This window comes from Bacteroides sp. K03, assembly GCF_019734355.1.
Classification (GTDB): domain Bacteria; phylum Bacteroidota; class Bacteroidia; order Bacteroidales; family Bacteroidaceae; genus Bacteroides; species Bacteroides nordii.
The window spans coordinates 31,468-55,583 of sequence record NZ_JAASHC010000014.1; the positions used below are offsets into that span (position 1 = coordinate 31,468).

Here is a 24,116-nt window from a genome sequence, read left to right on the forward strand (position 1 = left end):
GCGGTATTTCTTGGGAATTTGATGTCTTCTTACGTTTTCTACGATCTCTTTTTCATAAAAGAATTCCAAATCGATATATTTACGTCACACTATTTACAGACAATAATACTATGATGAGAAAAATCAGCCTGCTATTCACTTTTCTTCTTCTTTTTTCAGCTTCTCTCCATTCGGTAGTAGATATGAATGAGGTCGTATTTACACATATCGGAACAGAAAAGGGTCTTTCCCAAAACACTGTTTTTGATATAACTCAGGATACAAAAGGGAATATGTGGTTTGCTACTAATGATGGAGTGAATAGATATAATGGATATACTTGTACCGTGTTTCAACATGATGTAACAGATAGTACTTCTATAGCAAATAACATTATTCACTCTATTCTGACTGACAGTAAAGGAAGAATTTGGGTTGCCACAAGAAACGGTTTGTCGTATTACAACGAAGAGAAAGATTATTTCATAAATTTTGAATATTTAAAGGAGGGACAGAGGCAAGAGTTTATGAAAATTGTGGAAGCAGATCCGGACCATTTACTTTTGATTACGAAAAGAGCTTTGTTTTTGTTTGATATAAAAGAAACTTCTTTTAAAGAGGTGTCATTGTCCCATATTGAAGGTCCCATGTTACTTTCGATGTTGATGAAACAAGATGGGATTATATATGTAGGTGCCCGGGAAGGTTTGTTTACGTATTGTCCGACAGAATCTAAACTAAGTTTAGTGTATGGCCCGTTTAATAAAAGACTGGTTAATACGGTTTGGAAAAGTGCTGCCGATTGTTTGTGGGTAGGGACTGAAGGAGAAGGATTGTATAAGATAAACCCTCTTACAGGAGAGAGGAAAAACTACCGGCATATATCGTCTGATAAACGGAGTTTAGCATCGAATTATGTTCGCGCTTTAAGGTTCGATGAGCAGAATCGCTTGTGGGTAGGAACGTTTGATGCGTTATCTATCTATGATGAAGAGAATGACTCGTTTACTTCTTATAAAAATAATCCTGTACAACCCGAAAGTATTTCTCAAAGCTCAGTTCGCTGTATTTTTAGGGATATACAAGGGGGGATGTGGCTGGGGACTTTTTGGGGAGGGGTGAACTATTACCATCCTTTGAAAAACCGTTTTCGTAATATGAAGCATATTCCGTTTCAGAATTCATTGAGTAGCGATGTTGTCAATTGTATAGTGGAAGATGCTCAATCGAATTTATGGATTGGTACCGACGGTGGTGGACTGAATTTCTATAATACAACAACTAAAAAGTTTACTACTTATTCCCTGAAAGTAGAAAAAAACAATCAGAAGGTCAGTGCTAATAATATCAAGGCAATCTATATTGATGAAAAGAATGATCTGGTGTTTATTGGAACACATGCAGGTGGATTGGCGATTCTTCATCGGAGATCGGGTGAAATGGAATATTACAACAGTGGACTTTCGGATGAGAATGTGTATGCCATTATTCCTGACGGAGAAGATGCTTTATGGATCGGTACATTAAATACTTTGGCCAGATTCCGGATTAAAGAGAGAAGGTCTGTAGCTGTTTCAAGGCAGAAAGATGGTGCTCCTTTCCAGGGTAGACGGATTAGGGTTTTGTTCAGAGATTCGAAACAAAGAATATGGATGGGAGGAGAAAATGGATTGCAGGTCTATCGTCAAATTGGAGAAGAATTACAGTTACAATACGTTATCCCCAAAGATTCACCTTTGAATGACAGTTATATTAGTTGTGTATATGAAGCACATGATGGGATGTTCTGGATTGGAAGCAGGGAAGGGTTATATAAATATAATGATAATACCGGTCAGGTGAATTGTTATACGAAGCGGAACGGGCTGTTTAATGATGTGATCTGTGGAGTTATGGAAGATACTTTCGGTCGGTTATGGATAAGCTCTAACAGAGGATTGAGTTGTTTGGATACTGAAACGGAAATCTTCAGGAACTATACGGGAGTAGACGGCTTGCAGAATAATCAATTCAATATGCTATCTTGTTGTCATGCATCGGATGGACAAATGTATTTTGGAGGTATTAAAGGAATAACGACATTTATTCCGGAAAAACTGATGGATAATCCTTATACACCATCGGTGATGATTACAGATTTTCAGTTATTTGGAAGTTCTATTCGTCCGGATGATGAGACGGGTATTCTACAGAAAAATATAAGTGAGACGGACAAGATAACGCTTACATCCTCACAGTCTTCATTCTCTATAGATTTTGTGGTTTCCAATTATATTTCGGGAGAACATAATACGTTTGCCTATCAATTGCATGGGTATGATAAACAGTGGTATATATCTTCGGACAGAAGAACGGTATCTTATACAAACCTTCCCGACGGGACTTATCATTTTCTTGTAAAAGCTGCCAATAATGATGGGAGATGGAATGAACAACCTACCCGGTTGGAAATTGTAGTATTACCTGTGTGGTATAAAACCTGGTGGGCCATTCTACTGTTTATTATTTTTGCTTTGGCAGTAGCGGCTTTTGTCTTTCGTTACTTTTGGCAACGTAAAATAATGCAGGCACAGATAGAGCAGGAAAGAAAAGATAAGGAAAGACAAGAAGAGTTGAATCAGATGAAGATACACTTCTTTATTAATATGTCTCATGAACTACGTACACCGTTGACCCTTATTCTCGCACCTTTGCATGAGGTACTTGCCCGAATTGATGATCAGTGGACTCGTACACAACTGAAATATGCTCAGAAAAGTGGAAAGAAAATGCTACGTCTGGTAAACCAGTTAATGAATTATCGTCAGGCTGAATTGGGAGTTTTCCGTCTTAAAGTTCAAAAGGGCAATATTTGTAGGTTGATAAGTGATGCGTTTATGTCTTTTGAACGATTGGCACGCAGCCGGAAAATAGATTATAATCTATATGTTGAAATAGATGATAATGAGCGGATCTTTGATGCCAGATATCTGGAATTGATAATTAACAACCTGCTTTCTAATGCTTTTAAATATACAGGTGATGGCGGAAGTATTACGGTAAAGGTACGTGAACAGAATAATTGTTTGCTATTGCAGGTTGTTGATACCGGGATAGGGATTACTCAAGAGAATCAGAAGAAGATTTTTGAGCGTTTTTATCAGGTTCACGAGGGTGGAAACGGAAGTGGAATCGGATTATCCCTGGTTAAAAAACTGATAGAACTTCATCATGGAACAATCACTTTGGAGAGTGAGGTGGGGAAAGGTTCTGTGTTCTCGGTATATATTCCGCAAAATATAGTTGTATACAGAGAAGACGAGTGGATGTCGGACGAAGCAGAACAAGCAATGCTAGAAAAGGGCAATGTATTGCCGGATGGTGTTCAGTATGAGGTGAAAGAGATAAATGAGAAAGAAACAGATACTGATACAAAGGATACCATTAAGCAGAAAGAAAGAGTACTTATTGTTGAAGATAATGAAGATATCAGACGATATTTGGCGGAAGAACTAAGAGGCTTATTTGAGGTTTGTGAAGCTACTAACGGAGAGGAAGCATGGAAGCTCCTGAATGAACAAGAGGTAGATGTAGTCATTACAGATGTAATGATGCCTGTAATGGACGGGGTGAAGTTAACAAAACTGATAAAAAGGAATATTCGTACGTGTCATATTTTTGTGTTGATGTTAACTGCAAAAACAGAAATCGAACATCAATTAGAAGGTTTACAGACAGGAGCAGACGATTATATCCCTAAGCCTTTTGTGATGGGTATATTTATACTGAAGATACAGAACTTTATACGTGCCCGTTATCGCATTCTTGATCATTATGCAAAGTCATTGGAAGTTGATCCGCATAAAATGACTTTTAATGCATTGGATGAGGCTTTCCTGAAAAAGGCAGTGGATGTTGTTGAAGCCAATATGAGTAATCCGGAATTCTTAACAGAAGATTTTACTTCTGAGATGGGAATGGGGCGCACTGCATTACACTTGAAAATGAAGGCTATCACAGGAGAGTCTACCACTGATTTTGTACGAAAAATACGTTTTAACAGAGCGTGTGCTTTGCTGAAAGAAGGGCGTTATACTGTTGCAGAAATTAGTGTAATGGTGGGTTTCAGCAGTCCTTCTTATTTCACAACCAGCTTTAAGAAATATGTAGGTTGTTCGCCGGGAGAATATAGCAAAGGAAAGTGGTGAAAGTTAATTTTCTACATATTAATTCCCTGCCAACCAAAAAAACTTATTAACTTTGCGAATCTTTTTGGAAACAATAAAAACTTAATGATATGAATATCTCTTATAACTGGCTGAAAGAGTATGTTAACTTCGATCTGACACCTGATGAAGTAGCTGCTGCGCTTACTTCCATCGGACTGGAAACAGGGGGCGTGGAAGAAGTTCAAACCATTAAAGGAGGTTTGGAAGGACTCGTGATTGGCGAAGTGCTGACATGTGTGGAGCATCCTAATTCAGACCACTTACACATCACCACAGTAAATCTGGGAAATGGGGAACCTACTCAGATTGTGTGCGGAGCTCCTAATGTAGCTGCCGGACAAAAAGTAGTAGTTGCCACATTAGGTACGAAACTTTATGACGGTGATGAATGCTTTACTATAAAGAAATCAAAAATCCGTGGTGTGGAATCTATCGGGATGATCTGTGCAGAGGATGAAATTGGTATCGGAACCTCCCACGACGGTATCATTGTATTGCCGGAAGATGCTGTTCCGGGTACGTTGGCCAAAGATTACTATAATGTAAAGAGTGATTACGTACTTGAAGTAGATATCACTCCAAATCGTGCAGATGCTTGTTCTCATTACGGTGTGGCTCGTGATCTGTATGCTTATCTTATTCAGAATGGTAAACAGGCTACATTACAGCGCCCATCAGTAGAGGCTTTTGCCGTAGAAAATCATGATCTTGATATTAAGGTAACAGTAGAGAATAGTGAAGCATGTCCTCGCTATGCCGGTGTGACTGTAAAGGGTGTGACTGTGAAAGAAAGCCCGGAATGGTTGCAGAATAAACTTCACCTCATTGGTGTGCGGCCTATTAATAATGTAGTAGATATCACCAATTATATTGTTCATGCTTTCGGACAACCGTTGCACTGCTTTGATGCAGATAAAATCAAGGGTGGGGAAGTAATTGTGAAAACAATGCCTGAAGGTACTCCTTTTGTGACATTGGATGGTGTGGAACGTAAGTTGAACGAACGTGACCTGATGATCTGCAATAAGGAAGAAGCTATGTGCATTGCCGGTGTATTCGGCGGATTGGATTCCGGCTCTACAGAAACTACAACAGATGTATTTATCGAAAGTGCTTATTTTCATCCTACATGGGTGCGTAAGACAGCCCGTCGTCATGGTTTAAATACTGATGCTTCGTTCCGCTTTGAAAGAGGTATCGATCCTAATATTACTATCTACTGTCTGAAACTGGCTGCCTTGTTGGTGAAAGAACTGGCGGGAGGTACAATCTCCAGTGAGATTAAAGATATTTGCGTTGCACCTGCACAGGATTTTGTAGTCGAGCTTGCGTATGAGAAAATATATTCGTTGGTGGGCAAAGTAATTCCGGTGGAAACAATTAAAAGTATTGTATCCAGTCTGGAGATGAAGATTACAAATGAAACAGTTGAAGGTTTGACATTGGCTGTTCCTCCTTATCGTGTAGATGTGCAACGTGATTGTGATGTGATTGAAGACATTCTTCGTATCTATGGATACAATAATGTGGAAATTCCTTCTACATTGAAGTCCAGCCTGACAACTAAAGGTGATGCGGATAAATCAAACAAATTACAAAATTTGGTTGCTGAACAATTGGTTGGTTGCGGGTTTAATGAAATATTGAATAACTCTTTGACTCGTGCTGCCTACTATGATGGATTGGAAACTTATCCCTCTAATCATCTGGTAATGTTGATGAATCCGTTGAGTGCTGATTTGAACAGTATGCGTCAGACATTGTTATTTGGTGGTCTTGAGAGTATTGCTCATAATGCCAATCGTAAGAATGCCGATTTGAAATTCTTTGAATTTGGTAATTGTTATTACTTTGATGCCGATAAGAAGAATCCGGAAAAGACATTGGCTGCATATGCGGAAGATTATCACCTTGGGTTATGGGTGACAGGCAAGAGAGTTTCAAACTCATGGGCGCATGCAGATGAAAACAGTTCGGTGTATGAGTTAAAGGCTTATGTAGAGAATATACTGAAACGCCTGGGACTTGATTTACACAATCTTGTAGTGGGTAATCTGACTGATGATATATTTGCAGCTGCTCTTTCTGTTAATACAAAGGGTGGAAAACGTCTGGCTACATTTGGTGTCGTAACGAAGAAGTTGCTGAAAGCATTTGATATCGATAATGAAGTGTATTATGCTGATTTTGACTGGAAAGAACTGATGAAAGCTATTCGTTCAGTGAAGATCAGTTACAAGGAAATATCCAAATTTCCGGCTGTGAAACGTGACCTTGCATTGTTGCTTGATAAGAATGTTCAGTTTGCTGAGATTGAAAAGATAGCGTATGAAACAGAGAAGAAACTTTTGAAAGAGGTAGAACTTTTCGATGTGTACGAAGGTAAGAATCTGGAAGCCGGTAAGAAATCGTATGCAGTGAGTTTCTTGTTGCAGGACGAGTCACAGACACTTAACGATAAGATGATTGACAAAATCATGTCTAAGCTAGTGAAGAATCTGGAAGAAAAGCTAAATGCGAAACTGAGATAGAAATCTTGTGGAAATTAATAATTTAAAATTAATAATTAAAATATAGACCAATGGGAAGAGCGTTCGAATATAGAAAAGCTACCAAGCTGAAAAGATGGGGTAATATGGCCCGTACATTTACGAGAATAGGTAAACAGATTGCTATTGCTGTAAAAGCCGGTGGGCCGGATCCTGAAAATAATCCGCACCTGCGTGCAGTTGTTGCTACTGCAAAACGTGAGAATATGCCGAAGGATAACGTGGAACGCGCTATCAAAAATGCAATGGGTAAAGATCAGAAGGACTATAAAGAAATGAATTATGAAGGATATGGTCCATTTGGTATTGCTGTATTTGTAGAAACTGCAACTGATAATACTACCCGTACTGTAGCTAATGTACGTAGTGTTTTCAATAAATTTGGTGGAACATTGGGTACTTCCGGTAGCCTCGATTTTATGTTCAGTTGGAAATCTATGTTCACTATTGCCAAGAAAGAAGGATTGGAAATGGATGAACTGATTCTTGAACTGATCGATTACGGAGTAGAGGATGAATATGATGAGGATGAGGAAGAAATCACAATTTATGGTGATCCTAAATCATTTGCTCAGATTCAGAAATATCTTGAAGACAATGGTTTTGAGGTAAAGGCTGCAGAATTTACCCGTATTCCGAATGACGAAAAAGAACTGAATGACGAACAACGTGCTACTATTGATAAGATGGTAGAACGCCTTGAAGATGACGAGGATGTTCAGAATGTATATACTAATATGAAACCGGCGCCTGAGGACGGAGAATAATGAAGTATGTCTATAGAACCCAGGGTACTTGTAGTACGAATATTGAACTCGATGTAGAGAATGGTATTCTGAAAGAAGTGGCCTATTGGGGTGGATGTAATGGTAACTTACAGGGAGTTTCCCGTTTAGTGAAGGGGATGAAAGTAGAGGAGGTGATTACCAGACTGGAGGGTATCCGGTGTAGTGGCCGTCCAACTTCCTGTCCCGATCAGTTATGCAAAGCATTGCACGAAATGGGATATTGAAATTAATATAGCATCAAATAAAAACGGAGACACTATTTTTAAGTGCCTCCGTTTTTATTTGATAGAAATTCTTTTTTTTTATTTGTACAGATCCGGTGTTATCTTAACACGAAACAGCTCTTGATGAGTCTTGTCTGATAGATAGACATACAGCATAGTTACATCCATTTCTCTGTATATTTTAAGATCATCCGTGTTTTTGATAATTTCCGGAAGACTTTCTGCCAATTGCTTTTGAGTAGCCTCTGCAATAGTAGGATCATCAGCAGTACCCGTGAGGGTATAATAGTAGGTAAATGTGTTATCACCACCTGTGTAACTGGTACTGTCCATTCTTGTCATTTCGTCTATAGTCATAGGACATTGTTTATTTACTTCTTGAGAAGCAATCTCGAATACTTTTTGTTTTGCCTGCTGGCAAGAGGTTAATGTAAGTACAGTAAGGCAAACTGCTGAGAGGATTTTTTTCATATAATGTCTTATTTTAAATTAAATAACGTTCAAAGATAAGGGTTTTTGATGAACAGAACAAACGGCTGGATTGTTTTATTTATTATCATTAAGGTAGATTGCTACCTTTCAACAAAACCAGATTAAACATTGTTTTTGATAGCATTTAATCGTAATTTTGTGCAAACATTAAAGAAAAAAGAACAGAACTTTATTATGCGGAATATATTTAAGGATTTAAAGCGTAAAGACCATAAACGCTATTTAGGGGGACTGGATGTGTTCAGATATATCGGTCCCGGCTTACTTGTTACTGTAGGATTTATCGACCCGGGTAACTGGGCTTCTAACTTTGCCGCTGGTTCTGAGTTTGGTTACTCCTTATTATGGGTAGTAACGCTGTCTACCATCATGTTAATCGTACTTCAGCATAATGTAGCGCATTTGGGTATTGTAACCGGACTTTGTTTGTCAGAGGCTGCTACTCAATATGCCCCCAAATGGGTATCACGTCCTATCCTTGGGACGGCTGTATTAGCTTCTATATCTACTTCGTTGGCTGAGATTCTTGGGGGGGCCATTGCATTGGAGATGCTGCTTGATATCCCTATAATCTGGGGAGCTGTATTGACCACGGCTTTCGTTTCTGTTATGTTATTTACCAATTCCTATAAAAAGATAGAACGTTCTATTATTGCTTTTGTGTCTGTTATTGGACTTTCGTTTATTTATGAGTTGTTTCTTGTAGATATAGACTGGCCGTTAGCTGCGCAAGGTTGGGTGACGCCTGCCATTCCGAAAGGGAGTATGCTTATCATTATGAGTGTGCTTGGAGCGGTAGTAATGCCTCACAATCTGTTTCTTCATTCGGAGGTGATACAAAGCCATGAATATAATAAGCAAGATGATACTTCTATCCGGAAGGTTCTTAAATATGAATTATTCGATACACTTTTTTCAATGATCGTCGGATGGGCCATTAATAGTGCGATGATTCTGCTTGCTGCTGCTACTTTTTTTAAAAGTGGAATACAGGTAGAGGAGTTGCAGCAGGCAAAATCATTATTAGAGCCTTTGTTAGGCAGTAATGCCGCTATTGTGTTTGCTTTGGCTCTGTTGATGGCGGGAATTTCTTCTACCATAACCAGTGGAATGGCTGCCGGATCTATTTTTGCGGGGATCTTTGGTGAATCGTATCATATAAAGGATAGTCATTCACAGGTGGGCGTTATTCTCTCTTTAGGTATTGCTTTGCTACTGATATTTTTTATTGGTGATCCTTTCAAAGGATTGATTATATCACAGATGGTGTTGAGTATTCAATTGCCGTTTACTGTATTTTTGCAAGTCGGGTTAACTTCTTCGCGGAAAGTAATGGGCAATTATGTGAATAGTCGTTGGAGTACATTTGTGCTTTATGCTATTGCAGTAGTAGTATCTGTATTGAATATCATGTTGTTGTTTTCCTGAAAAGATAAGATAGCAAGAAACAGGTTGCCATTGCTGAATGGTAGTACTAATTTTACCCGGTAAAACTTAATAATTATGAGTAATAAACAAGACGAGATTAATTTTGCCCGCGTGGCAGACGCCATTGAGTATATTACCCGAAACTACCAGGAGCAGCCTTCGTTATTTGATATAGCGGAGGAGGCGAATGTAAGTATTTATCATTTTCAGCGGCTATTTACAGAATGGGTAGGAGTGAGTCCGAAGAAATTCCTGCAATATATCAGTGTAAATCGTGCTAAGAGAATCTTGAAAGAAGGGCAGGGAAGTATTTTTGATGCTGCTTTTGAAACCGGGCTTTCGGGGACGGGGCGATTGCACGAACTTTTTATTCATATTGAAGGAATGACTCCCGGAGAATATAAAGTTGGTGGCAGAGGATTGACCATAAACTATCGTTTTGCCAAAACTCTTTTTGGTGAAATATTAGTCGCATCTACTTCCAAAGGAGTATGTTATATGACTTTTTGTGACGATCGGGAACAGGCATTGGCAGAACTGGGACATCACTTTCCGTTCGCTACGTTCGAGAAGCATCCCGATGAATTTCAGGAACGTGCCCTTGCTGTTTTTTCTATGGACTGGACAAATCTCAATGAGGTAAAGCTACATTTGCGTGGTACGGAATTTCAATTGAAGGTTTGGGAGGCGTTACTGAAGATACCAATGGGAACATTGACCACCTATGGAGACATTGCTAACTATCTGGATAGTCCCGGTTCATCCCGTGCTGTAGGAACAGCAGTAGGAGACAATCCGGTAGCATTCTTAATTCCTTGTCACCGTGTCATTCGCTCTACCGGTGCCTTGGGAGGGTACCATTGGGGATTGACTCGCAAAACTGCTATGATAGGATGGGAAGCCGCTAAGATAGAAGAACAAAGAAATCGTCTAATGACTGATAACTAATATTCGTAGAAATCTTGTGAACTCAGGATTCTCGATTGTAAATATAAACATCTTATGAAGATAATAACTTATAATGTGAATGGCTTGCGTGCCGCAGTTTCAAAAGGTTTGCCTGAGTGGTTGGCACAAGAACAGCCGGATGTACTTTGTTTGCAGGAAACCAAATTGCAACCAGAACAATATCCCGGAGAAGCTTTTGAGGCATTGGGATATAAGGGCTATTTATATTCAGCACAAAAGAAAGGCTACAGTGGTGTAGCTATCCTTACCCGTCGTGAACCCGATCATGTGGAATATGGAATGGGAATCGAAGAGTATGATAATGAGGGACGTTTTATTCGTGCCGATTTTGGTGATTTATCAGTTGTGAGTGTATATCATCCTTCAGGGACGAGTGGTGATGAACGGCAGGCATTCAAAATGGTATGGCTGGAAGCTTTTCAGAAATATGTAACAGAATTGCAAAAGTCCCGTCCCAATTTGATTCTTTGCGGAGATTACAATATCTGTCATGAAGCGATAGATATCCATGATCCTGTCCGTAATGCTACGAATAGCGGTTTCTTACCAGAGGAACGGGAATGGATGACTCGCTTTCTTTCTGCTGGTTTTGTTGATTCTTTCCGCACATTGTATCCCGAAAAGCAAGAGTACACCTGGTGGAGTTATCGCTTCAATTCACGTGCAAAGAATAAAGGGTGGCGTATAGACTACTGTATGGTAAGTGAACCTGTACGCCCGATGCTGAAGAGTGCCTGTATATTGAATGAAGCGGTACACTCTGATCATTGTCCGATGGTGTTGGAAGTAAAGGACTGATTACATTAGAGTACACTAATGCTTAGTTTCCGACTGTCTCCTCCGTCACGAAACTCACACAGATAAATTCCCTGCCAGGTACCCAGGTTTAACTTGTGGTTCTTGATGGGGATTGTGACTGAACTGCCAATTAATGACGCTTTAATATGTGCACTCATATCGTCTGGTCCTTCCAGGGTATGAATGAAGTAAGGTGCTCCATCCGGAACCAACTTATTAAAGAAGGTCTGGAAGTCTTTACGGACATCCGGATCTGCATTTTCATTGATTGTAATTCCTGCTGAAGTATGTTTGATAAACACTACAAGCAATCCATTTTCGGGGAGCTCAGGTAAATGTGATACAATGTCACGGGTTATCAAATGAAAACCACGTGAGTAGTGTGGTAATTGTATATCAAAGGTTGTAGCCATTATATTACTGCATTTTAGTTATGCCTGCAAAGATACTTTTTTATACTTTTGCACAAATAAATAATAGAAACAAAAATGGAAGATAGAATACAACGTGCCGTTGAACTTTTCAAGAGCGGTTATAATTGTTCTCAGTCTGTAGTGGCTGCTTTTGCTGATATGTATGGATTTACCGAAGAACAGGCTTTTCGTATGTCAGCCTCTTTCGGAGGGGGAATTGGCCGTATGAGAGAAACTTGTGGTGCTGCTTGCGGTATGTTTCTGCTGGCCGGACTGGAAACAGGGGCAACTGACGGAGCCGATAAAGAAGGGAAAGCTGCTAATTATGCTTTGGTACAGGAACTTGCTGCTGAGTTCAGGAAAAGGAATGGTTCATTGAACTGTGGCGAACTATTAGGTTTGAAGAAGAAACCTCTTTTGTCATCAGTTCCTGAAGAAAGAACTGAGCAATATTATGCTAAACGTCCGTGTTCCAGGATGGTAGAAGAGGCTGCCCGAATTTGGGCAGAATATCTCGAAAAACATCTGAAATAGCTTTTAAAAAGCCGTTTTTATTACAGATTATGTAAAAAAATGCCTAATAAAGTGTTATATAACATAAATATAACTATATTTGCAGCTGAAATAAAACCTGAAAGCTGAGAGGCTGTAAGTTTTTACATCATGTTTAACTAAAATTTCTAAAGCAAATGTTGAAAGAAAAAGCAGGTGAAATTGCAGGTAAAATCTGGAATGCACTGGACGGTACAGAAGGTCTGACCGCTAAGCAAATCAAGAAAGTAACTAAGCTGGTAGACAAAGACTTGTTCTTGGGTCTTGGTTGGTTGCTAAGAGAAGACAAAGTTTCTACTCAGGAAATTGAAGGTGAACTTTTCATTAAATTGAACTAAGAGAGTAAATCACTTACCCATAAAAAAATGCGTTGATACATTTCTGAATGTTATCAGCGCATTTTTTTATGTAGATGATTCGCAAAATTTTATTGTAAATAAAGGCAAATGATATGAATCTGGTACGGATTTTCTAACTTCCAGTATGGAGTATTTGATAAAATATCCAAATGGTAAATATTTAGAGTTAGTTCAAAAAAAATAGAAGACTCGAATGAAAAGTTAAAAAAAACTTCTGTTTCTACTTTTATAAGTTCTATGGAAAAAATAAAGTAACATTGCAAGATAAGAATTCTGAAGATATCCAAGAAAAAACTGCATCAAGAATAATAAGTCGAAATGATTTATGTCTATGTGGAAGCGGCAAGAAATATAAGAATTGTCATGGAAGATAGCCTTGTTTTAGTTGTCTTTTTGTTTTATTACAGTAGTACACTTAGTCCTTTGGAGTTATTAAAAAATAGCTTTTAAAACCTCATATTTTTCATTATCTTTGTGCCCAATAAAAGAGTTGTTATTTATTGTATATTGTCATTTGTTTTACGAATGTTTTACGAGAGTATCCTTCTTTTATCATAAAGTTCTTATTTATAATTAGATAGTTGTTTTAGAATGAAGAATATACGTAATTTTTGCATTATTGCTCATATTGACCACGGTAAATCAACGTTAGCAGATCGTCTGTTGGAATTCACCAACACCATACAGGTGACCGCAGGCCAGATGCTGGATGATATGGATCTGGAAAAGGAGAGAGGTATCACCATTAAGAGCCATGCCATACAGATGGAGTATACATATAAAGGCGAAAAGTATATTCTGAATTTAATTGATACTCCGGGACATGTGGACTTCTCGTATGAAGTTTCCCGTTCTATTGCTGCTTGTGAAGGTGCATTACTCATTGTAGATGCTTCGCAGGGAGTACAGGCGCAGACAATCTCGAATCTTTATATGGCCATTGAACATGATCTGGAAATTATTCCTGTCATTAATAAATGCGATATGGCAAGTGCCATGCCCGAAGAAGTAGAAGACGAAATCGTTGAGTTGCTGGGCTGTAAACGTGATGAAATCATACGTGCATCCGGAAAGACGGGTATGGGAGTAGAGGAAATACTCGCTGCTGTTATTGAACGTATACCTCATCCGCAGGGAGATGATGAAGCACCGTTGCAGGCATTGATTTTTGACTCTGTATTTAATTCTTTCCGCGGAATCATTGCTTACTTCAAAATAGTAAACGGAGTGATTCGTTCCGGTGATAAGGTGAAATTTTTTAATACCGGAAAAGAATATGCAGCCGACGAAATCGGAGTTCTCAAGATGGATATGGTTCCGCGTAAGGAATTACGTACCGGAGATGTAGGATATATCATTTCGGGTATTAAGACTTCCAAAGAAGTAAAGGTAGGTGATACTATCACACATATTGCCCGTCCTTGTGACAGAGCAATTGATGGGTTTGAAGAAGTAAAACCAATGGTATTTGCCGGTGTATATCCTATTGAGGCCGAAGAGTTTGAAGACCTGCGTGCTTCTTTGGAGAAATTGCAGCTGAACGATGCTTCTCTTACTTTCCAGCCGGAATCTTCATTAGCTTTAGGCTTTGGATTCCGTTGCGGATTCCTGGGGCTGCTTCATATGGAGATTGTGCAGGAACGTCTTGATCGTGAGTTCGACATGAATGTGATTACTACCGTGCCAAACGTTTCTTATAATATCTACGACAAGCAGGGAAACATGACTGAGGTGCACAACCCTGGTGGTATGCCCGATCCTACAATGATAGATCGTATTGAAGAACCGTATATCAAGTCATCCATTATCACCACTACCGACTATATCGGTCCTATTATGACCCTTTGTTTGGGCAAACGCGGTGAGCTGATTAAACAGGAATATATTTCCGGCAATCGTGTAGAAATATATTATAACATGCCTTTGGGTGAGATTGTGATCGATTTCTACGATCGACTGAAAAGTATTTCCAAAGGATATGCTTCTTTTGATTATCATCCGGATGGTTTCCGTCCGTCTAAGCTCGTAAAACTTGATATTTTGCTGAATGGAGAATCTGTTGATGCGCTTTCTACACTGACTCATTTTGATAATGCTTACGATATGGGGCGCCGTATGTGCGAGAAGTTGAAGGAACTGATTCCCAGACAGCAGTTTGAAATTGCTATCCAGGCAGCTATCGGTGCTAAGATTATAGCCCGCGAAACGATAAAAGCGGTTCGTAAGGATGTGACTGCAAAATGTTATGGTGGTGATATCAGCCGTAAACGTAAGTTGCTTGAAAAACAGAAAAAAGGAAAGAAACGTATGAAGCAGATCGGTAATGTAGAGGTGCCTCAGAAAGCCTTCCTTGCTGTACTGAAGCTTGATTAATTCTTTTTTATGATAGCTAAAAGAGGGTGTATCTTGAACAAATAGCGCTGCTAATAGTTTTAGATACACCAGGTAATCGCCATCTGTCCACAGAGCTTTCCCTGGCAATTACTTAAATACGTACAATACAAAATGAGAAAAGTTCTGTCTTTTTCGGTTTTCCTTATAATAGGTCTTCTCCTCTCCCAGTTCCTGCCTGTGCTTGCGGGAGAAGGATATGGTGTAGTGAAGACGATTTCCAATATACTGCTTTATATCTGTCTGGGTTTCATTATGATTAATGTAGGCAGGGAGTTTGAAGTCGATAAATCCCGTTGGAAAAGTTACACTGAAGATTATTTTATAGCAATGGCTACGGCTGCTGTGCCTTGGTTGCTGATTGCCCTCTATTATATATTTGTATTGCTTCCGCCGGAGTTTTGGAATAGTTGGGAAGCGTGGAAAGAGAACTTATTACTGAGCCGTTTTGCTGCTCCTACTTCTGCCGGTATCCTTTTTACTATGCTGGCTGCCATTGGGCTCAAAGCAAGTTGGATGTACAAAAAGATTCAGGTACTTGCCATTTTCGATGATCTTGATACCATTCTTTTGATGATTCCCCTTCAGATTATGATGATTGGCTTACGCTGGCAGCTGATCATTGTCGTTCTGATTGTATTTTTGTTACTGTTGTTTGGCTGGAGACAGTTGAGCAAATACAATTGGAGGCAGGACTGGAAAGCAATTTTATTTTATTCTACCCTTGTCTTTATTGCTACTCAATCTTTGTATCTGATCAGTAAAAGTCTGTATGGCGAAGAAGGAAGTATTCACATTGAAGTGTTGCTGCCTGCGTTTATATTAGGTATGATAATGAAGCACAAAGAGATAGATACCCCAATGGAACGCAAAGTTTCTACCGGCATTTCTTTCCTGTTTATGTTTCTGGTAGGTATGAGTATGCCTCATTTTATAGGTGTCAATTTTGCAGAGACTCAAACGGGAGAATATTCCGTTACCGGCTCACAGGAGATGATGCCGTGGGGAGTGATTGCTCTTCATGTGCTCATTGTTTCTTTATTATCGAATATCGGAAAGTTATTTCCCGTCTTTTTCTATCGGGATCGCAAATTCAGTGAGCGATTAGCTTTGTCTATTGGTATGTTTACCCGTGGTGAAGTAGGAGCAGGGGTTATTTTCATAGCTCTTGGTTACAATCTTGGTGGGCCTGCTTTGGCTATTTCGGTTCTCACAATCGTACTGAACTTAATATTAACCGGAATCTTTGTTCTCTGGGTAAAAAAACTAGCTTTGAGAAGCTATATGGAATAATAGAAATAATATTAAATCATATACTAACTAAAACACACATATTATGACTATCTTACGTTCAATGAGGAATTTCTCGGCTATGAATATTGTGGCGAGTATTTTGTTGTTTGTAACTGCCATAGCTGCTGCTATTATTGCTAATTCTCCGTTGGCTCCTGCCTATCAGGAGTTTCTTTCACATGAACTTCATTTTCGGATAGGAAGTTTCAACCTGCTTTCACATGGAGGTCAAAATCTGACTATGATTGAGTTTATTAACGATGGGTTGATGACTGTATTTTTTCTGTTAGTTGGGTTGGAGATAAAACGTGAATTATTGGTGGGAGAGTTGTCTTCTTTCCGTAAAGCAGTATTACCGTTTATTGCAGCCTGTGGTGGTATGCTGATTCCTGTTCTTATTTATTCGTTTATTTGTACCTCGTACACTCCGGAAGGACAGGGGCTTGCCATTCCGATGGCTACAGATATTGCTTTTTCATTGGGTGTGCTTAGCTTATTGGGGAAACGTGTCCCGTTAAGTCTGAAAATTTTTCTGACAGCTTTTGCCGTGGTCGATGATATTGGCGGTATTCTTGTTATTGCAGTCTTTTATAGTTCGCATGTGGCTTATGGATATCTGCTGGTAGCTGCTTTGCTTTTTGTACTACTTTATTTTATCGGTAAACATGGAGCAACCAATAAATTGTTCTTTTTGATTATTGGGGTTATTATCTGGTATCTTCTCTTGCAATCAGGTATTCATAGTACGATTGCCGGGGTACTGTTTGCCTTTATAATTCCGGCCAAACCTCAGTTGCATGTTGGTAAGTATATTGAGCGTATCCGCCGTATAATCAATACATTCCCGACTATGGAAGGAAACAGCATTGTTCTTACTAATGAGCAAATTGCCAAGCTGAAACAGGTAGAGTCTGCTTCCGACCGTGTAATTAGCCCTTTACAATCCTTGGAAGATAATCTTCATGGAGCAGTCAATTACATTATTCTACCATTGTTTGCTTTTGTAAATGCAGGAGTTGTGTTTAGTGGAGGGGGAGAAGTAATGGGAAAGGTCAGTATAGCAGTAGCTTTAGGTTTACTGTGTGGTAAGTTTTTGGGGATTTATTTCTTTACCTGGCTGGCTATTAAGAGCAGGCTGACACCTATGCCGGAAGGTATGAATTGGAAGAATATAGCAGGTGTTTCTTTGTTGGGTGGTATTGGTTTTACCGTGTCATTGTTCATTGCTAATCTTTCATTCGGCTCCACATATCCTATATTGTTGAATCAGGCTAAATTCGGAGTCCTTTCAGGTACGGTTTTGGCAGGTGCTTTAGGATATATTGTACTCTATCTGGTATTACCCAAGAAGAAATGACTATTTTTTGCGACTTTATTTGCTGTTGTAAATATTTGTGGATAGAAAAAAAACAGAAATGAAAAAACTGAATATGTTAGTTGAGTAAGAAAAATACACAAACTTATGTTTTGTTAAATAGTTGATTATGAGATTGCTATAGGATGCTATTTTTACTCGTAGAAGATCGACCCGAAACACACCGAGGAACACTTCGTTGGTCGTAGAGAAACGAACTGTTTCTCTACGACCAATAATTTGATTTTTTATAAGAATTTACAAAAATAAGGCGGAAGAAGGGGGGAGGCTTTCTTTGTTGTAAGTAAAACTTATTTCTTTATGTTATTCGTCATCTCCTTCACTTTCATCGATAGGCAGAATTTTCTGACTTTCTTCATGTGGCAATTGTTCCACTTGCCGGAGCTTTCTTTCGATGGCACGGGTACGTTTTCCCATTACCTCTTCCAGCTGATCACCGGCATTTTGCAGATTCTTTTGTACTTTTTCAAGTAATCCGCCAAATTTGCTGAATTCTGTTTTTACCGCTCCCAGCACAGTCCATACTTCTCCCGTTCTTTTTTGAATGGCAAGTGTGCGGAAGCCCATTTGCAGGCTGTTTAGAATGGCACCCAGAGTGGTTGGTCCTGTAATTACGATTTTGTATTCCTTTTGCAGCATTTCTACTAAGGCTGTGCGGCGTATAACTTCTGCGTAAATGCTCTCGAAGGGCAGAAACAGGATGGCAAAGTCTGTTGTGTAAGGTGGGTCAACGTATTTATCATGAATGTCTTTTGCCATTTTTTTGATTGTATTCTCCAGTTGTTTCCCGGATGATTCTATCAGTGCGGTATCTCCTGCTTCAAAGGCATCATAGTATTGCTCGTAGACATCTTTTGGAAATTTCGCATCAATAGGAAGATATACCGTACTGTTAGCATCATCTTTACCCGGTAGCTTGATGGCGAACTCCACGAATTCAGTTCCGCTTTTCTTCGTTTTGACATTGGCATCATATTGTTCGGGACTCATCATTTGTTCCAGTAATGCTCCCAATTGTACTTCACCGAAAGTGCCCCGCATTTTTACATTGCTCAGCACTTTTTTCAGCCCTCCTACGTCTTGTGCCAGAGATTTCATTTCTCCCAATCCTTTCTGCACATTTTCAAGCTGTGACCGGACTATCTCAAAAGACTGCCCGATACGTTCGTTCAGCGTTTTCTGTAACTTTTCTTCTACCATGAGCCGCATGTCATCCAGACGCTTTTCTGTAGATTTTAGTAACATTTCCTGCTGACGTGCCATTGTATCAAACTTCTGTCTTTGCAGTTCTCCGGTGGTCATCATATTTTTGTGCAGTACATCCTGTACTTGTTGCATGCTTTGATTGAGGGCTTGTGTCATTTCCATGCGGAGTTCGCGTATGCTACGATTCAGCTCTTCACGGTTCTCCTGCATTTGCTGTCGCAAAGCAGTTTGCAGTTGCTCACTTTGTGCCTGCCCGTTATTTTTAGTCAGTATTAAAATGATGAGCCCAATCAGTAGTATGATAGTGACAATGAGTAAAATCAGTTCCATGAGTTAATACGTCAGTATTTCATTACCGGTTTCAGTTATCAGAATCATGTTTTCCCATTGTGCCGACGGCATTCCGTCGTCCGTACAGACAGTCCATCCGTCCGCGTCATCTATGAATACTTCGTATGTACCCATATTTATCATCGGTTCTATGGTAAATGTCATTCCCGGAACAATCATCATACCTGTACCCCGGCGGCCAAAGTGTTCCACATCCGGTTCCTCATGAAACTGCATACCTACTCCATGTCCGCAAAGATCACGTACTACACTATATCCGTTTTTCTCGGCATGTTCCTGGATAGCGGCACCTACATCGCCCAGTCGTGCCCAGGGTTGCGCAGCAGCAATGCCTATTTCCATACATTCTTTGGTGACTTGTACCAGCCGGCGCATCTCCGGATTTACATCTCCAATCATAAACATACGTGAGGCATCCGAGAAATATCCTTTATAGATAGTTGAAACATCTACATTAACAATATCTCCACTACTCAGAATTTCATTTTTACTTGGTATACCGTGACATACTACTTCGTTGATGCTCGTACATACACTTTTGGGGAATCCTTCATAATTGAGTGGGGCAGGGGTAGCACCGTGGCTGGTAGTGAAATCATATACCATACGGTCGATTTCTTCTGTAGACATGCCTTCACGAATGTTCTCGGAAATATAATCCAGCAGTGCAGTATTGATTTTAGCACTTTCGCGTATACCTTCCAATTGTTCCGGTGTACGGAGTACCTTTCGTGGAGGGAGTTTTATGCCTTGTTTTCTGTATTTTTGAATTTTATCTTCTATCTCGTCCGGGTAATTAGAAGGGGTGAACCGGAAGCCCTTGATGAACTTTTTCATTGTTTCTGTATATTTTATCTTTCAGTCAATGGTACAAAGGTAGAGAATTAATATTAGTAATTAATTGCTTTCGGTTGGATAAATAACGATCTTTATCGATTGAATGTATTTGCGGTTAGGTATTGCTTATAGAATTTGGAGATTGAAACTTTTGAATTTTAAATTAATAATCAGAGTTATATTGTTCTTCGGTTTGTTTATAAGTTATTAATGGGTTTGTCGATTCCCCAGACTTTGGAATAGAAATCGAATAAATCTCTCATATACATTGACTCTGCTATTCCCTTGTTAACCATTATAATTAATGTATCAGCAAAAAGCATCCTTCTGCTACAAAATTTTAGGATTAATTTTTTTCAATTATTTAATGATTTGTATATTGTAGCCGTTTTATAAAAACTTCATAAACACAAACCAGAATAATTAAAGAAGTAGTATGAATTTGAATAAATGTATTTTGAGGAAACAGTTACTGGTTTCCTTTTGTTGTGTGCCCATTTTATCTGTTAGTGCAACTATATTGCAGTTACCTACAAAGATGGAAGTCCTTCAGCAAATGGCTTTAGTGAACAACTATTACATGACCAACAATGCAATTTCCGCAGGAACTAACGATTGGGTAAAATCCGCTTATTTCACAGGATGTATGGAGTTTTATAAGGTTTATCAGGATCAGAAGTTACTTGATTATATGACCTTATGGGCCGAAAAAAATAAGTGGGCGTTGGGAGTAAATGCTGACAAGCATGGTGCTGACGGGCAAGTGTGTGGGCAAACTTACATTGATTTGTACCGGTTGGATAAAAATAAACAGGAGTATAAGATACAGGCCATTAAAGAGTGTGTGGATAATTTGATTGCTAATCCGCAGGAATCTATTGACGATTGGTGGTGGGTAGATTCTTATTTTATGGCGATGCCTCTTTTCTCGAAACTGGGAGATTTGTATAAAGATAACGTTTGTTTTGAACGGATGCATGCTATGCATACCTATTCAAAAGCGCGTTGGAAACTTTATGATGAAACAGACCACATTTGGTTTCGTGATAGTACGCAGGTACCTGCCAAGAGCCTGAGTCCTAATAAGAAGAAAGTCTGCTGGTCTCGTGGAAATGGTTGGGCGGTTGCTGCTTGTGTTCGTGTCTTGAATGACCTGCCTGCCGATCATTCTTATAGAGTGGAATATGTTCAGTTGCTGACGGAAATGGCAGCAACTTTAAAAGTCTGTCAGCGTGAAGATGGCTTCTGGAATAGAAATCTGTCCGATCCGGAACATCTTGCTGGTCCGGAAACAAGCGGTACAGCCCTTTTTGTATATGGCTTATCCTGGGGAATAAATCACGGAGTACTCGATAGAGAGCTTTATCTGCCTGTGGTTCTCAAAGCGTGGAATGGAATGACTACGATTGCGGTTCATAAAAACGGACTTTTAGGATATGTTCAAGGACCAGGTTTCAAGCCGGAGTCAAACTATCCCTTAAATGCTGAATCGACCTGGGACTATGGAGTCGGAGCTTTCCTGTTGGCCGGAAGTGAAGTTGTAAAACTGGCCGAAGGTGAAATGCCGGAAGTAGGTGATTTACCGGAACCGCCTGTCGAGGCAGTGAACATAAACGTGACAGCAAGTACTTATGAAACCGGTACGACAAATACCCCGGAAAAGACTTTGGATCGGGATTTCAATACACGTTGGTCGGCCGAAGGTGAACAATGGATTAAGTACGATTTACTATCAGAAGAAACTATAGCAACGGTTGATATTGCATTTTGGGATGGGCATAAGCGCAAGTTTAACTTTTCAATAGAGCTTTCGACGGATGATGAAAACTGGACAGAAGTTTTTAATGGCCAATCCGGAGGAAATACGGATCGTTGGGAGACGTTTTACATAGGTCCTTGTAAAGCCCGCTATGTCAGAATAAGCGGAAAGGGAAATACTAAAAATAAATGGAACAGTATTTTAGAGACTCGTATTAATATCATAGACGTGCCAACGGATATCAATAGGATCGAAAATCAAACAGCTGTGACGATATACCCGAATCCGGCTTCAGATGTCTTGAATATTGAAGGTACTGATGATGGTGAGACGATTTGTATATACAATGCTTTGGGAGTCAAGGTTACAGAAACATGGAACCGGACAATTGATATATCTTCTTTTTCAACCGGGATTTATTTTGTGAAAGTTCAGAATGCGGTCTTTAAGGTTATCAAACAATGATTTTGATACTTGCGATGTTGCGTATCATGTTGTGAACGCCTTAAAAACCGGTTCGATTTTCTGTATTTCCGATTCAAATCCAAACCAATAACCGGCTTGTCCCTCCTGATTTATTGGCAAAAAGCACAAACGCAGTGTTTCTTTGTATTTGCCATAGATGGTTGTCCATGTTTCAGGAGGAACCTGCCGCTTGGTTTTGACTTTTTCAGCCGGAAGTTTCTTTAACGACATACCCGCCTCTATCCAGGCAATACTTACTTGCGTCTGATAGTCAGTATAGTACTTTTTACAGAATTCATACAGAATCAATCCTCTTTTCTCCAGGCTCAGCGGTTGGTCTATCAGCCCTATCTCTATCAGATGATTTAAAAGATCGTGTAGAAATGTTTGGTTTTCCATAATCAATTTTCGCGTGATAGACTGCCAGGCAGGAGTGTTATAGAAACCATCTAATAATCGTGAGAGGTAGCGGGCTGTTTGTAGCTCATCTACACTGATTTCCCTGGTTTGCAACACTTCGTAAGGTGGGAGTGGAGCATATTGAATCCCTAATTCTTCCGCTCTTCTCCGCATTTCTGTACCGGGAAGCAACTTTAACGATTCCAATTGTATTTCTCCTGCTCCATACTCGGCAAGGGTTCGTATGTCTTCGAATATTTCGGAGAGATGATACAGCGGTAGTCCGGCAATAAGATCGGCATGAGTCTCCATATTGGGCAGTGTACATAGGTATTTCAGTCCGTTCAGTGCATCGGATAAGCGTCCCATCCGTCGGCTTTGTTCCAGTACAGGCTCACGCAAACTCTGAATACCGGCTTCCAGATGGAGCAAACCTTTGGGAAGCTTGGCAAGTTCCTGTTTCAGCTCTTCGGAGAGCAAGGCCGGGTGTATCTCAAGATGAAAGCAGATATCAGGAGAAAATTCGAGAAACAGATTGAGTAGTTCTTTGGCCCGTTTGTTATTGTAATTGAAGGTACGGTCAAGTACACGAATGTTTTTGATACCATGTCGGTGGATCTCTTTTAAGCGTTCACGGATGACCTCTATAGAGAGTGTCCGTACCGGTTTTTCTCCACCACTTACACAGAAGGCGCACGTGTTGAAGCAGCCTCGTGTTGTTTCAAGTTGTACAAATGGTTTACTCCAGTTGAAGAAGCGACTTTGTTCAGGCGAAATGAGATTGGCGAATTCCATAACGCGGGCAATGCCATTGTCGCGATACCCTCCTTCTTTATCAAGGTAGCACAATCCGGCAATGGCATTCCAGTTTTCCGGTTGGTTCCAACACTCAAGCCACTGTGGGAATACCTCTTCACCTTCTCCACGAAACACACAACTGACAAATGGATTCTTGCGCAGAAACGCTTCATTGTCTCCCAAAAACTCAGGTCCTCCCATAACTACACAACATTGCGGAAGCAACGCTTTAGCTCTTGAAACAATATGTAGCAACTGCTCGTGATTGAACAGCCAATTGGTAGCGGCAATGATATCCGGTTGGTGATAATAGATACTGTTTGCCACCATACCTGCATTTTCATTGATAGTAGCTGATACGATTTCCCATTCGATGGAGTTATCTGTTGCAATCTGAGCATGCAGTGCCGGTAACGCCAAAGAGGAGTGGGCATAAGAGCTATTTAAGTCGAGCCAAAGAATTTTCATGCAAGAATTTTAACG

The 24,116-nt window shown here is 39.8% G+C and carries 19 protein-coding genes; 14 read left to right on the plus strand and 5 right to left on the minus strand.

The features are described 5' to 3' along the window. The first annotated feature begins 113 nt into the window (after positions 1-113). The 4 genes from HCG69_RS11475 (at position 114) to HCG69_RS11490 (ending at position 7,748) form a co-directional block, all read left to right on the plus strand. The gene (locus HCG69_RS11475; RefSeq protein WP_221650213.1) at positions 114-4,166 is read left to right on the plus strand and encodes a two-component regulator propeller domain-containing protein; all 4,053 of its coding nucleotides are present in this window, start codon (positions 114-116) and stop codon (positions 4,164-4,166) included. A gap of 89 nt (positions 4,167-4,255) precedes the next feature. Beyond that, positions 4,256-6,718, plus strand: a complete 2,463-nt coding sequence (gene pheT, locus HCG69_RS11480) for a phenylalanine--tRNA ligase subunit beta (protein ID WP_221650164.1) — start codon at positions 4,256-4,258, stop codon at positions 6,716-6,718. 50 nt (positions 6,719-6,768) lie between these two features. Further along, positions 6,769-7,503 carry a YebC/PmpR family DNA-binding transcriptional regulator gene (locus tag HCG69_RS11485; RefSeq protein WP_221650165.1) on the plus strand — a complete coding sequence of 245 codons (735 nt, stop codon included), beginning with the start codon at positions 6,769-6,771 and terminating at the stop codon, positions 7,501-7,503. Next, on the plus strand, positions 7,503-7,748 hold the full coding sequence (locus HCG69_RS11490) for a TIGR03905 family TSCPD domain-containing protein (RefSeq protein WP_221650166.1): 246 nt from the start codon (positions 7,503-7,505) through the stop codon (positions 7,746-7,748). Before HCG69_RS11485 ends, HCG69_RS11490 begins: the two co-directional genes overlap by 1 nt. A 78-nt stretch (positions 7,749-7,826) precedes the next feature. On the opposite strand, the gene HCG69_RS11495 is transcribed toward HCG69_RS11490, so the two are convergent. Then, the gene (locus HCG69_RS11495) at positions 7,827-8,219 is read right to left on the minus strand and encodes a hypothetical protein (protein ID WP_221650167.1); all 393 of its coding nucleotides are present in this window, start codon (positions 8,217-8,219) and stop codon (positions 7,827-7,829) included. Between the two features lie 195 nt (positions 8,220-8,414). Here HCG69_RS11495 and HCG69_RS11500 point away from each other — a divergent pair, with 195 nt between their 5' ends. The 3 genes from HCG69_RS11500 (at position 8,415) to HCG69_RS11510 (ending at position 11,435) form a co-directional block, all read left to right on the plus strand. Beyond that, positions 8,415-9,668 (plus strand): Nramp family divalent metal transporter, encoded by a 1,254-nt coding sequence (locus HCG69_RS11500; protein WP_221650168.1) that lies wholly within the window; start codon positions 8,415-8,417, stop codon positions 9,666-9,668. Positions 9,669-9,743: 75 nt separating this feature from the next. Next, entirely contained in the window at positions 9,744-10,616 is an 873-nt protein-coding gene (locus HCG69_RS11505) for a methylated-DNA--[protein]-cysteine S-methyltransferase (protein ID WP_221650169.1), read from the plus strand. A 54-nt stretch (positions 10,617-10,670) separates the two neighbouring features. Continuing rightward, positions 10,671-11,435, plus strand: coding sequence for an exodeoxyribonuclease III (locus HCG69_RS11510; RefSeq protein WP_221650170.1), 765 nt, complete (start codon positions 10,671-10,673; stop codon positions 11,433-11,435). 5 nt (positions 11,436-11,440) lie between these two features. Here HCG69_RS11510 and HCG69_RS11515 read toward each other — a convergent pair whose 3' ends face one another. Further along, the gene (locus tag HCG69_RS11515; protein WP_221650171.1) at positions 11,441-11,848 is read right to left on the minus strand and encodes a secondary thiamine-phosphate synthase enzyme YjbQ; all 408 of its coding nucleotides are present in this window, start codon (positions 11,846-11,848) and stop codon (positions 11,441-11,443) included. Positions 11,849-11,923: 75 nt separating this feature from the next. Between HCG69_RS11515 and HCG69_RS11520 the strand changes: the two genes are divergently transcribed. The 6 genes from HCG69_RS11520 (at position 11,924) to nhaA (ending at position 17,800) form a co-directional block, all read left to right on the plus strand. Then, the gene (locus HCG69_RS11520) at positions 11,924-12,382 is read left to right on the plus strand and encodes a C-GCAxxG-C-C family protein (RefSeq protein WP_221650172.1); all 459 of its coding nucleotides are present in this window, start codon (positions 11,924-11,926) and stop codon (positions 12,380-12,382) included. Between the two features lie 155 nt (positions 12,383-12,537). Next, complete coding sequence (locus HCG69_RS11525) at positions 12,538-12,738, plus strand: winged helix-turn-helix domain-containing protein (protein WP_195350289.1); 201 nt, start codon at positions 12,538-12,540, stop codon at positions 12,736-12,738. A gap of 278 nt (positions 12,739-13,016) precedes the next feature. Beyond that, positions 13,017-13,133 carry an SEC-C metal-binding domain-containing protein gene (locus HCG69_RS20860; RefSeq protein ID WP_221650173.1) on the plus strand — a complete coding sequence of 39 codons (117 nt, stop codon included), beginning with the start codon at positions 13,017-13,019 and terminating at the stop codon, positions 13,131-13,133. Between the two features lie 217 nt (positions 13,134-13,350). Further along, positions 13,351-15,132: a translation elongation factor 4 gene (lepA, locus tag HCG69_RS11535; protein WP_007485882.1), complete on the plus strand. Its 1,782-nt coding sequence runs from the start codon at positions 13,351-13,353 to the stop codon at positions 15,130-15,132. A 132-nt stretch (positions 15,133-15,264) separates the two neighbouring features. After that, entirely contained in the window at positions 15,265-16,443 is a 1,179-nt protein-coding gene (locus HCG69_RS11540; RefSeq protein ID WP_221650174.1) for a sodium:proton antiporter, read from the plus strand. Between the two features lie 43 nt (positions 16,444-16,486). Then, positions 16,487-17,800, plus strand: coding sequence for a Na+/H+ antiporter NhaA (gene nhaA, locus HCG69_RS11545; protein WP_221650175.1), 1,314 nt, complete (start codon positions 16,487-16,489; stop codon positions 17,798-17,800). 321 nt (positions 17,801-18,121) lie between these two features. Here the strand turns inward: nhaA and rmuC are convergent, their stop codons facing one another. Together rmuC and map are read right to left on the minus strand one after the other, a co-directional pair. Beyond that, on the minus strand, positions 18,122-19,354 hold the full coding sequence (gene rmuC, locus HCG69_RS11550) for a DNA recombination protein RmuC (RefSeq protein WP_221650176.1): 1,233 nt from the start codon (positions 19,352-19,354) through the stop codon (positions 18,122-18,124). Positions 19,355-19,357: 3 nt separating this feature from the next. Continuing rightward, the gene (gene map / locus HCG69_RS11555) at positions 19,358-20,212 is read right to left on the minus strand and encodes a type I methionyl aminopeptidase (protein WP_221650177.1); all 855 of its coding nucleotides are present in this window, start codon (positions 20,210-20,212) and stop codon (positions 19,358-19,360) included. A 436-nt stretch (positions 20,213-20,648) separates the two neighbouring features. Between map and HCG69_RS11560 the strand changes: the two genes are divergently transcribed. Continuing rightward, positions 20,649-22,436 (plus strand): glycoside hydrolase family 88 protein, encoded by a 1,788-nt coding sequence (locus HCG69_RS11560; RefSeq protein ID WP_221650178.1) that lies wholly within the window; start codon positions 20,649-20,651, stop codon positions 22,434-22,436. A gap of 24 nt (positions 22,437-22,460) precedes the next feature. On the opposite strand, the gene HCG69_RS11565 is transcribed toward HCG69_RS11560, so the two are convergent. Beyond that, positions 22,461-24,101: a B12-binding domain-containing radical SAM protein gene (locus tag HCG69_RS11565; protein ID WP_221650179.1), complete on the minus strand. Its 1,641-nt coding sequence runs from the start codon at positions 24,099-24,101 to the stop codon at positions 22,461-22,463. Positions 24,102-24,116: the final 15 nt, after the last annotated feature.

Coding starts and splice junctions, on each gene's coding strand:
- HCG69_RS11475 (WP_221650213.1), top strand. CDS start 114: ATGAGAAAAATCAGCCTGCTATTCACTTTTCTTCTTCTTTTTTCAGCT.
- pheT (WP_221650164.1), top strand. CDS start 4,256: ATGAATATCTCTTATAACTGGCTGAAAGAGTATGTTAACTTCGATCTG.
- HCG69_RS11485 (WP_221650165.1), top strand. CDS start 6,769: ATGGGAAGAGCGTTCGAATATAGAAAAGCTACCAAGCTGAAAAGATGG.
- HCG69_RS11490 (WP_221650166.1), top strand. CDS start 7,503: ATGAAGTATGTCTATAGAACCCAGGGTACTTGTAGTACGAATATTGAA.
- HCG69_RS11495 (WP_221650167.1), bottom strand. CDS start 8,219: ATGAAAAAAATCCTCTCAGCAGTTTGCCTTACTGTACTTACATTAACC.
- HCG69_RS11500 (WP_221650168.1), top strand. CDS start 8,415: ATGCGGAATATATTTAAGGATTTAAAGCGTAAAGACCATAAACGCTAT.
- HCG69_RS11505 (WP_221650169.1), top strand. CDS start 9,744: ATGAGTAATAAACAAGACGAGATTAATTTTGCCCGCGTGGCAGACGCC.
- HCG69_RS11510 (WP_221650170.1), top strand. CDS start 10,671: ATGAAGATAATAACTTATAATGTGAATGGCTTGCGTGCCGCAGTTTCA.
- HCG69_RS11515 (WP_221650171.1), bottom strand. CDS start 11,848: ATGGCTACAACCTTTGATATACAATTACCACACTACTCACGTGGTTTT.
- HCG69_RS11520 (WP_221650172.1), top strand. CDS start 11,924: ATGGAAGATAGAATACAACGTGCCGTTGAACTTTTCAAGAGCGGTTAT.
- HCG69_RS11525 (WP_195350289.1), top strand. CDS start 12,538: ATGTTGAAAGAAAAAGCAGGTGAAATTGCAGGTAAAATCTGGAATGCA.
- lepA (WP_007485882.1), top strand. CDS start 13,351: ATGAAGAATATACGTAATTTTTGCATTATTGCTCATATTGACCACGGT.
- HCG69_RS11540 (WP_221650174.1), top strand. CDS start 15,265: ATGAGAAAAGTTCTGTCTTTTTCGGTTTTCCTTATAATAGGTCTTCTC.
- nhaA (WP_221650175.1), top strand. CDS start 16,487: ATGACTATCTTACGTTCAATGAGGAATTTCTCGGCTATGAATATTGTG.
- rmuC (WP_221650176.1), bottom strand. CDS start 19,354: ATGGAACTGATTTTACTCATTGTCACTATCATACTACTGATTGGGCTC.
- map (WP_221650177.1), bottom strand. CDS start 20,212: ATGAAAAAGTTCATCAAGGGCTTCCGGTTCACCCCTTCTAATTACCCG.
- HCG69_RS11560 (WP_221650178.1), top strand. CDS start 20,649: ATGAATTTGAATAAATGTATTTTGAGGAAACAGTTACTGGTTTCCTTT.
- HCG69_RS11565 (WP_221650179.1), bottom strand. CDS start 24,101: ATGAAAATTCTTTGGCTCGACTTAAATAGCTCTTATGCCCACTCCTCT.